This window comes from Geomonas sp. Red276 (genome assembly GCF_054784495.1).
Map to the genome: position 1 here is coordinate 1 of NZ_BLXW01000062.1, position 10,856 is coordinate 10,856.

The 10,856-nt window shown below is 59.0% G+C and carries 2 protein-coding genes and 2 pseudogenes; 3 read left to right on the top strand and 1 reads right to left on the bottom strand.

Going from position 1 to position 10,856, the window contains the following annotated elements:
- The 3 genes and pseudogenes from ACYVL5_RS23005 to ACYVL5_RS23015 form a co-directional block, all read left to right on the top strand.
- Positions 1 to 122: pseudogene (locus tag ACYVL5_RS23005) on the top strand (IS30 family transposase); the annotation flags it as partial.
- Positions 123 to 292: 170 nt separating this feature from the next.
- Positions 293 to 9,916, top strand: a complete 9,624-nt coding sequence (locus ACYVL5_RS23010) for a CARDB domain-containing protein (RefSeq protein WP_460597887.1) — start codon at positions 293 to 295, stop codon at positions 9,914 to 9,916.
- Positions 9,917 to 10,193: 277 nt separating this feature from the next.
- Complete coding sequence (locus ACYVL5_RS23015; protein WP_460597888.1) at positions 10,194 to 10,643, top strand: hypothetical protein; 450 nt, start codon at positions 10,194 to 10,196, stop codon at positions 10,641 to 10,643.
- A 91-nt stretch (positions 10,644 to 10,734) separates the two neighbouring features.
- Here the strand turns inward: ACYVL5_RS23015 and ACYVL5_RS23020 are convergent.
- Positions 10,735 to 10,856, bottom strand: a pseudogene (locus ACYVL5_RS23020) (IS1595 family transposase); the annotation flags it as partial.

The following is a 10,856-nucleotide window of genomic DNA, read 5'->3' on the forward strand; positions in this document are numbered from 1 at the left end:
TCAAAGAAGAGGCGGTACAGAAGGCAGTCGATCGGCTAAATAACCGCCCCCGCAAGTGTTTAGACTACCGGACGCCCGCTGAGGTCTTTGCTACTGCCCTCGCTGGTGCATTTGCAACTTGAATTGACACACCTTACCGCCGCCCGTCGCAAACTCGCCCTCGCCTGGGGGCGACCACCCCGATGACACCTACGCCGTAGATGGCGGATTTTTTCGGGACGGGGTACCGCCGCTCGCTTCTGACCCAAACGCTGTGGCGTTCCAGAACGGTTACGCTAAGGAATTATCCAGCGTGATCGAAGCGTTTAAAAAGGTGGAAGTGAAGACCGATGCTGCCTCGTCGGCGCTGCAGTTGATCGGGGCGACGCCGGTGCTGGTGATTCCTTCGGGGGGGCTTTACGGCTACGAGAATTCCAGCTTTTTCAAGGCGACCTTGAACGAGTTCGTCAAGCAGGGGGGGACACTGATCGTTTTCGCCCAGCAACATGGCTACGACTTCTCTGTGGTTCCCACCCCGGACGGTAAAACTATCGCGGCGTATGGTTGGACTGAGGACCAAAGCTGCCTTTGGAACGGTACCTACGTCGACACTTACCACCAGATTCTTGCCTCGGTCAGCGATCCTACGGTCTCGGCCGGGGTCGATGGCTACTTCGCCTCCTACCCGGCCAACTCGACCATCCTGCTGAGACGCTCGGTCAACAGCCAGCCCGCTATGCTCATGTACCCGTACGGTCAGGGACAGGTCATCGTCAGCTCGCTCTACACCGATTGGGGGTATGCCCACTCGCAGGCCACCACGAACGAACTGGCCATTGTTCGCGACATGCTCACCTGGGCGAAGAAACCCGCCATGCTGCCGGAGATAAAGCCGGGCAACCAGATCACTGTCCCCGTCACCGTCACCAACAGTGCAGCAGGCGACGCCGCCACCGTCAGGCTCCAACTCTACAATCCCGACCGCAGCGTGCTGTTGAGCTCTCAGGACGTGGCGCTGGCGGTGCCGGCTGGGGGCTCGGCTACCATCACTCAGAGCTTTGTCATGGCTGCGGATTCCGCTTTGGGGATCTACCACGTCGACTACTTGCTGCTGGACGCCGGCGGCAACATCGTGCAGCCCCAGGCGGAAACGGACTCCGGACGCTTCGTCGTCAGCAACCCGCCCACCAATCTGCAAAAGAGCCTGGACTTCAACTTCGCGGTCAACTCCGACAGTGAGCAGTACCCGCGCGGGGCGAGCGCCTCCTTCACCGTGACCATGTACAACAACACGGACAGCGAGAGGACGATCACCGCCAAATACTTCTTCCCCCACCATTCGTGGGAGACAGGGGAGGACCAGTACGGCGGGGACTGGTACCGAAGGAACGTCAATCTCATCCAGACCCTCACCATATCTCCCAGGAGTTCGGCCAACTTCACCCACATCCTCAACAACGCCCGGGCGAGCTATGATCGGCTCTGGGCCTACTTCTACGATGAGAACGGCCAGCAGGTGGGTGACTCTTCGCGCGGCTTCTATGTGTTCACTCCGGCAATCACCGTCACGGCCACACCAGATAAGGCGGACTATACCGCCGGTGACAACGTTAATCTCGCGCTCACCCTCCAGAACAAGCAGAACGCCTCTTCGACGGTAAACGTTCAACTAAGGGTCGCTGACCCGATGAACGTCGCTGTGTTTACCAATTCCCTTTCCGTCAGCCTGTCTGCTAACGGGACGAGCAGCCAAAACCTCGGTTTCGCGCTCCCCCCCCGCACGCAGGCGGGCGCGTACACAATATCGGCTGAAGCCTTTGACAGTTTCGGCAACAAGATTGGCGGGAACTCTGCGGCCTTCGAAGTCCCCATGAGCCGGATAGCGGTAAGCCCCGATCTGTCGGCTGCTTTGATCCCTGGTGCAACGAATATCGCCCTCAACCTCACCAACTCAGGCAAGTTTGCGGTATCAGCCGGGACCCTCAGCGCCAGTCTTACCGATCCGGATGGCGCCGGCATCGCCTCCAACTCTTGGTCTTTCGCTTTGGCCGCCGGACAGATGACCTCACTCGCCCTTCCGGTCAGCCTGCCACCCCTTAAGTTCGGCACCTACAGCCTCTCTTTTACCCAGAGCGACGAGACCAGGGCGGGGAAGCCCGTTACGGTTTCTGTCCCCAATGCCATAACCACGACAGTCACTTTCGATAGAACCTCCTACTGGATCAGGGGCACTGCCAATCCTACCATCGCACTCACTAACACCGGTAAATTCACCATCGACGGGCTCAGCGTCAGCGTCTCGGCGCCTGACGCCGGATTCAGCGACACAAGAACGATGAGCCTCGCCGCCGGGCAGAGCCTTTCCTTTCAGGAGGCCGTCACTCTCCCCACCACCATGGGGCCAGGCCAGCACAATCTTACGGTCACACTCACCCTTCCAAGTGGCTCGTCTCTCAGTAAGAGTTTTGTCTACACGCTTCCCCAGTCATCTCTGGCCCTGTCCCTGAACCAAACCGGGTATACCGCCGGGGACGTACTTGCCCCGTCGCTCATCAACAGAGGGGGCGTCGATACCCAGGCGCAGTACAGGATAAGTCTCTATGACGCGAAATCCGCCCTGATAGCGGACAAGACCATGACTGAAACAGTCGCTGCCAACGGCTCGTTGAATCTTGCTCTGCCTCTGCCGGCTGGCACGACCGATGGCAACTATTCCCTGACAGTCAGCTACAGCGACACAAAGACGGGTAAATCCGACCTGGTGCAAAAAAGCCTGGTTGTAACAGGGGTTAAGGCAAGCCTCGTCTCACAGACGGCAAAAGGCAGCTATCTGTCCACGGAAACCATCTCAGCCACCAGTTCCGTTACCAACAGCGGTACAAGTCTCCAGAATGGAAACCTTCATCTTCAAGTGTCGACTGCCACTGGAATCCAGAAGCAGAAAACATGGACGTCTCAGGCCGATTTCCAACAAGCTGTTCGCAACCAAGTCGACACCTACGGCACCAATGATTCCATGATCGGCAACGACGACTTTGAGGCCGGGCTTGACCCCACGAGATGGAATACATGGGGGACCGTAGTACCCCAAAACGGCAAAATGTATGTCGATAGCACAACCAACGACTCCGGCTTTGGCAGTACGAGTTGGTCGCTGGCAGGAGATTTCGACGTCCAAGTTGATTTTGACAACAACATCGGATGTAGTTCAGAGGGGGCGGAACTGGATGCCTATGGAGGGCCGTTCTGGTTCTATATGAAGAACACCCCCGCGAACATGCAGGAGTCGGGGGCTCTCATAAACGGAGGGTGGTACGCATGGCGCTGGAATGGCAACTATCAGCAATCCGGTAAACTCCGCATCACACGGACAGGAAGCACCCTTACCGGTTATGGTTGGACCGGCACTAGTTGGACCCCCATCCTGTCATCGACCAATTCGGCTTATACTGCGAACGCAGGGTTCGAGCTCAATGTCTGGCGGGGAAAGAACTGCGCCGCACACTCAAATTTCGACAATTTCATCATAAACTCCGGGCGTGTGGTGACTGTCAACGAGACTACCGATGCGGTGCGCTTACTGAGAACCAACGACAACTTTGACGATGGGGTACTCAACACCGACCGCTGGTCCGTGCGCAGCTCAGGTAGTGCAATTAATAACGAGAGTAACGGCACCGCGGTAACCAAGGACCCTGCCGCTGGTACCGTGTCCTACTCCAACTTGGCAGGGAGGTTCCCGCTCAACGGGGACTTCGATATCTCGGTGGACTGGGCGACGGTTGCCCCGTCCTCAGCGGAGTGGGATTCCGTCCTAATGGTTGGTGATACCGACCAGAACACCGCCTCTGACAACAATGTAGTAGGCAACGCGCTGCAGATAAAGCGTGCCTATGTCAATGGTGTTGGCCACATTTATCAGACCGGCCACTATAACGGCTCGAGTTGGGATTCCTTGAGTAGCCCGGTTCCTACTGGCGATACCGCCGGCCGCTTCCGTATCAAGAGAGTCGCCTCGGCAATTACCGTCTGGTATTGGAATAACTCTCTGAACCGGTGGGAATGGAACGGAAGCACAAGCGGATATTCCTGGAACGGTGTCTGGACAACCGCCTCTTACGTCGAAATGGGCGTCTCCAACAGTGCCCCCAACATGCCGGCGGCGGAAACTGACTGGAACAACTTCAAATCCGCCAGTGGTTACAACTATGCCGGTCAGGGAACCCTCCGCCTGGTCCAGGATGCCGGTCAGACCAGCAACTGGCAAACTCTCGCCTGGACGTCGACGGAGCCAATAGGTACTTCCGTTAAGTTCCGCACCCGCACCGCGGCAACGCAGGCCGATCTCGCCAACTCCACCTGGAGTGATTACCTCACGAGCGGTTCCCCCATCACCAGCCCAAAAGCGCGTTGGATAGAGCTCGAAGCGACCCTTGCCACGACCAACTCCTCGGTTACTCCGCTTCTCCAGGACGTGACAGTGACTTACGCAAGCAGCCAGGGTGACGTTCTCTGGCAAACGGACGTTCCACTCAATCTCGCACCGGGGGGCGTATCCAATCTGATGAGCACGATCGGCACCCTGGCGAACGCGGGAAAATACTACCTCCAAGGTACCGTTACTTCAGGGACGGGCCAGACCGTGGCCAGTTATGAATACCCATTCCAGGTTGCCCAGGGCAACACCTCTTTGAGCATCCTGCCGGACAAGAGGGTGTATAAACCCGGCGAGACGGCCACCATTTCAGGAGAGGTAAGAAATATCTCGGCGGTGACAGCCTCGAACCTCGTCTTCTCCCTCCAGGGAGGTGTGGCGGGCGGGCCCCAGCAGACCATCTACTCGGAAACCTTCAGCATCCCGGCGGGCGGGAGCCATCCCTACACCGCGACTATGGCCGCCGGTGCGACCGGGACGGTTGCCCTGAGCGGTACCGTCGCCCAGGGTACCACCACACTCGCCAAGACCACCGACCAATTCGAGGTATCGTCCCCGCTAGTGACGGCCACCGTGACTGCTCCCGCGGTTACCGGCAGCGATCCGTTCACCATTACCCTCCAATTAAGAAATGACGGGAAGACGGATGCGACCGTGTTGTCGACTCCGTCGATTACCGCGAAAACCGAGACGCTAACGGTACCGGCTGGTCAACAACTGGTTCAGCAGTACGCCCAACAGATAGCTGCCGACTCTTCGTACAACTTCACCTTCACCGGGGATCTCAACCAGACAATCACCAAGTCCGTCAGGTATGGGGTCGCGGGAAGCATCACACTCGCTTCCCAGTCCATTTACGCCGAAGGCGCGGTGGGGATCGCCGCAACGGTGAACAACAGCGGCCTGATTGACAGCAACTCAACCGTCTCCTATCAACTGCTACAGGGCGGAACCTTAGTCGGCCAGCAGTCCAGGGGGTATTTCACTCCCCAGGGAACCAGCAGCACCGACACGATTAACTATTCGCTTACCGAGGGAAGCTATCAACTGACCGCATCCTCTTCTCTGCCTGCGGCAACTTCGTCCACGAGCTTCGAGGTGAGAAAAGCGACGAAAGTCAGCTTCTCGATGGCCATTGGCGGTCAGACGGGGAGCCTGCTTCCGGTGACCGTGTCCCTCAACAATCTGGGGTTCAACCCCATCGTCGGTGTAGCGAGGGTCTCCCTGGTGGACGGAAACGGAACGGTAGTGTGGAGCAGCGCGCAGGAGGTCTCTCTGCCGTTCGCTCAGGTGTCGGTCGCCACGCCTCTTTCCTTCGCTATCAACCTGGCTGCGCTCCAACCGGCCCCCTTTATCATCAAGGCCGAGATTCTCGACACCGCCAACCAGCAACTCGCGGTGCAGACTGCTCCTTTCACGCTGCAACCGGCCATCTTCGACATCACCCAACTGCCCCAGTATCAGACGGTGGCGGCAGGGGGCAGCGCAACCATGACCTTCAAAGTCAAAAACAGCGGGACCCAGGAAGGGCCCTTCGACCTCTCCTTCAAGGCTGACGATCTCATCGACTCGACTCGGACGGCTTGGCTGAAGCCGGGCGAGGAAAAGGAAATCTCGTTTACCTTCACCACCGCGGCCGACCTGGAGGAGAAGGACTATAGCGCCAGCTACCGGCTCTCCTCCGGTGGAGCCACCATCAAGCAGGGAGCCATCCTCTATCACCTTTCCGGCATCACCCTCTCCGTGACCGCCAAGCTCGACAGGGACACCTACAATACCGGAGACACGGCCAACCTGACCGTCATCATCGACCAAGTCGGAGGTGGCGCCGTCAGCTTGCTAGCCAGGGCCAACTACAACGGGTACCAGGACCAGCGGAACTTTACCCTGAACGGAACCCAGGCCCTCACATTCTCCGTGCCGTTGACCCAGATCACCGGCGAGAAGCTCTTCTACGGCATCTACTACCCGTCAGGGCGCTCCATCCATCTCAACTCGGTGTACATCTACAAGGCTAACGGAGTTCTGACGGTCACGACCGACAAGCAGGTGTACAATCCCGGGGACACGGTGACGGTGTCCATGTCCGGCACCGCAACCGGCACCATGACCCTTACTGGTCCGACTGATCCCATGGATCCGTTTGCCTTCAATGGCTCCCAGACGGTGAATTTCCCGCTGCCGGCAGCCATGACCGCCGGCACCTACACGGTCTCCTACAGCCTCACCGACCCGGCCGGATCGACCATCAGTGGCTCCACCCCGTTCGACGTAGCGGGGATCCAGGTCAAGGTCAAGGAGGCTCTCCTCGACAGAGCGACCTACGCGGCGAGCGACACCATGGGCCTCTCTTTGAACATCGAGAGCAACCTCGATCTGCCGGCCACCATCAAAACCTGGGTGGTCGATCCCGACAATAACTACACCGATGCCGGAAGCGGCGACGTCACGCTGACCGCGGCGGCTCCGGTGCTCGCGAACCAGCAGGCGGCGCTGGCTACGGCCTCGATGGGAATTCACAAGCTGGTCTACGGCATCTACCAGGGAGACCTGCTGCTCGCCTCCGGCGCAAAGGCCTTCGACATCGGCCAAGCCGCCCTTCTTGGCCTCTCCACCGACAAGACCGATTACCCCTCGATCACCGTCCCGGTGTCCGCCAAAGTCGATCTCTACGGCAACACTCAGGCGGGGATCGAATGCTTCCTTGACGGTGCCAGCGTCAAGACCGACACGGTGACGTTCACCGGCTTCACCAGTTACAGCTTCACGATCCAACCTGAAATGTTGACGCCGGGGATGCACAGTCTCAAGGTCACCCTCACCGCCGGAGGCCTCACTTCGAGCAAGACAGTCACCTTCAGCTTCGGCAGTAATCTTCCGGATCTTGTCGTCCGGCTTGGCAGTGGCGCAGTCAAGGGAAGCTCGCTGATGCTTACCGCCACGGTGTCTAATATTGGGAAGAGCGCGTCTGGTGCCACTACTGTCACTCTTTATGACAGCGACCCGGCATTGGGTGTGGCTCCCTTTGCCACCCTGGCCGTGCCGGCTGTGGAGGCGGGAGCAAGCGTCGACATCGGTTACGCCTGGAATGTCTTGGGCAAGGCTGGGGACTATACCCTGTGGGCGAAGGTTGATCCAGGCAACACCATTTCCGAATACAGCAAGGCCAACAACACTATCGTCACCGCCGGAACGGTGCCGAAGCTGGGCCTCTCGGTCTCCGCAGGCGGCACAAGCTTCAAGGCCAACACCGACGTGGCAATTGCCGCCAGCTATGCCAATCTCAGCTCCTCGCTGTATCAGGACCTCCTCCTCCAAGTGACCGTGGCCGATAGCCTGGGAGGAACGACGGTTTTTAAGGAAAGCGCTATTGCCACACTCAACTCCAGTAGCCAGGCCACCGACACCACCGCTTGGAACACCGCGGTGAGCCAACCAGGGACCTATACCGTAACGGCCACTCTATTGGGCGGAGGATCGGTCCTCTTGACCAGCTCCGCAAGCTTCAACGTCGAGCCTACTTTCGCGGTGACCGGGGCGGCTACCCTTAACGCCTCAGAGGTGAGCCAAGGGGCGCCCATCAATGTCACCTTCGCGGTTTCCAACAGCGGCAATATCGATACTGCCGGGTCGGTCCGGGTGCAGGTGGTCGACGCGCAAAGCGGCGCGGTGAAGTCCTCCGCCGAACAGCCGGTGAACCTGCCGGTGAAGGGAAGCCAGTCGGGACAACTTTCCTTCCCAACGGACGGGCTGGAACTGAAAAACTACCAGGTGACCTTGCAGTACTTGGCTCAAGACCGGCAGGTAGAGTTGGCGGGTGGCTCGTTCGTGGTTAAGGACGGCACGCCGCCGGTGGTGACGGTCCAGTCGCCTGTGGCCGGACAGTTCCTCAACTCTTCGGTCCGTATCGCGGCCCTGGCGACCGACGACGCATCCGGCGTGGACAGGGTGGAATACCAAGTAGACGCAGGGGGATGGAACCCCCTTACCGCCGAGGACGTTGCCAAGGGCAGCTATGCAGTGGTCTGGCAGCCGAGTTCCAGCGACAGCGGGACCCACACCGTGCGGGTGAGGGGCGTGGACCGAGCCGGAAATATTAGCATTCCCATTCCTGTGGCCTTCACCGTCGACCTCACGCCGCCGGTCCTCACCGTCTCAACCTTGGGTGACGGGAGCTACACCAATAACGACACCCTCAACATCGCGGGCAATGCCTTCGATCTGCTGGGGCTGAAGGGGGTCACCATCAACGGCAACGCCGTATCCGTCAGCCCGGACGGCGGCTTCAGCTTCGCACTCACCCTCCTTAAGGGGGAAAACGCGATCAGCACCGTGGCCAGCGACTTGGCGGGTAACTCGGTCACCGACACCCGTACAATTACCCTTGACCAAGATGCGCCGGTGTTGAGCATCACAACTCCGGCCGATAACAGCAAGACGGCAAGCAGGGTCATCGACGTCAACGGTAGCGTGGAGGAAAGCGCCTCGGTTCAAATAATGGCCAACGGCGTAGCGCAAACAGCCTCGATGGCTGGCCTGCAGTTCACCGCAACTGCCGGACTGAATCCCGGCTTGAACACCATCACGATCACGGCGACGGACCTCGCCGGCAACGCCAGCAGCCAGAAAAGAACCGTGATCTTCGACGATCAGGCTCCTTCTCTGTCGGTAACAGAGCCAGGACAGGATGTCCGGACCAACCAGAGCGCCATTAAAATCCGGGGCAATGCCAGCGATCCTCTGACCGCCGTCGGGGTCACCGTTACGATGGACGGCCAGACCTACACACCAGCCCTCGTCAACGGATGGTTCGAGCAGGTAGTGAATATGTCCGTCGAAACAAGCCACGCCATAACGGTAACCGCGACCAACGAGGTCGGCACCCAGACGACGGTGGTTCGCAACGTCATCTACGACATTACTCCCCCGGCTCTCAGCATCGCTCCGGTGGTGACCCCGACCACTCAGTCCAATCAGTCCATCTCAGGGACACGGGAGGAGGGGACCATGGTGACGGTGTCGTCGGCGACTGCCACAACCGGTGCGGTAACCTATCCCACCTCGACCACCTGGGAGAGTACAGTGAGCGGTCTGGCCCTTGGAGACAACACCATCACCGCGGCCGCTACCGATGTCGCCGGGAACGTCACCAGCGCATCGGTGGTGGTCACCTTGGTCAACACGGCGCCGGACGTTTCCATTTCCGCGACACCGAAACTTCTCTGGCCGCCGGACCACAAAATGGTCCCGGTAAAACTGGTGGGGGAGGCAGTCCCGCACGGCTGCGACCTGCAGTCGGTGACTATCTCGGTTACCGATGAGTACGGGAAGTACGCTTACAATAATCTCAAGTTCGGGGATACCGTGATGCTGGAGGCCTGGAGAAACGGAACTGACGCCAATGGCAGGGTTTATACGATCACGGCGGTCGTAAAGGATAAGGCCGGCACTGTCACCACCAGAGCCACCACGGTAACCGTGCCGCACGACCAGTCGAAGTAGCGGGTAGCACCGACAGCCCGAAGGCGTCGGTTGCAATTGGAGCCCTTCGTCGACTAAAAGAAGATAGCTCGGCAATGAATTGTGGTACCTGGAAGGCCCCCGTATTGAGGGGCCTTCTTTTTTTATGATTTGGTCTGAATTGGTATGGGGGGAGGAGCGTCGTTTACCGCCGTTAAGCATGTGAGGCTAGGACCACTGGGGGTAACTACTTGAAGAAATTGCTAACACCTTCTGCGGGGCGTAAAATTATTAAGAGAAGGCAGAGGGGGGTACTCATATGCACAAGTTTCTGGCGGTTTTAATGGCCATGCTCTTCCTGTTGTCAGGTTGTGCCGCCAACCGGGTGGCGCAAAGGCAGGTGATTGATTATCCCGAACACTACAGCCAGTTCGATGCGGCCTTGGGATGGGAGGTCAAGAAAACACCAAACGACCTGATTGTCGACGGTGCTATCAAGAACCTCCGCTTTTACGAGATGACGGATATCGAGGTGTGGGTGGAAACGCTCGATCCTGCAGGGAAGGTGCTTTCCCGGCAGGTGTCGTTCATCATCCCGAGGACGGTGATGCAGGACGAGTCGGCGCCGTTCAGTGTCCGCCTCCCGAGGAGCGCGTACGCTAACAGGCTCAGGTTCACCTATAAGTACACCGGCGAGGAAGGGGGCAACGACGAGGGGGGGGGAGATCTCCGCGGCTTCCAGAGTTTCGAAGCCCCTATCCAGCGGTAGCTGCCACCCGGGAGAGTCAACCCACAGAGCAATAGAACGCGGATGACGCGGATTGAGCGGATCAACGCGGATAAGGCAAAAGGCTTCCTGATTAGCGCCAATCTTCCGCTAGGCGTAACCACCGCTCTGGTCGGCTGCCAGTCCGGGCAGCGGCAGCAGCGAGGCGGGGAAGCATAGCAGCAAGATCGAAACGACGGTTAAAGCGGTACTGAT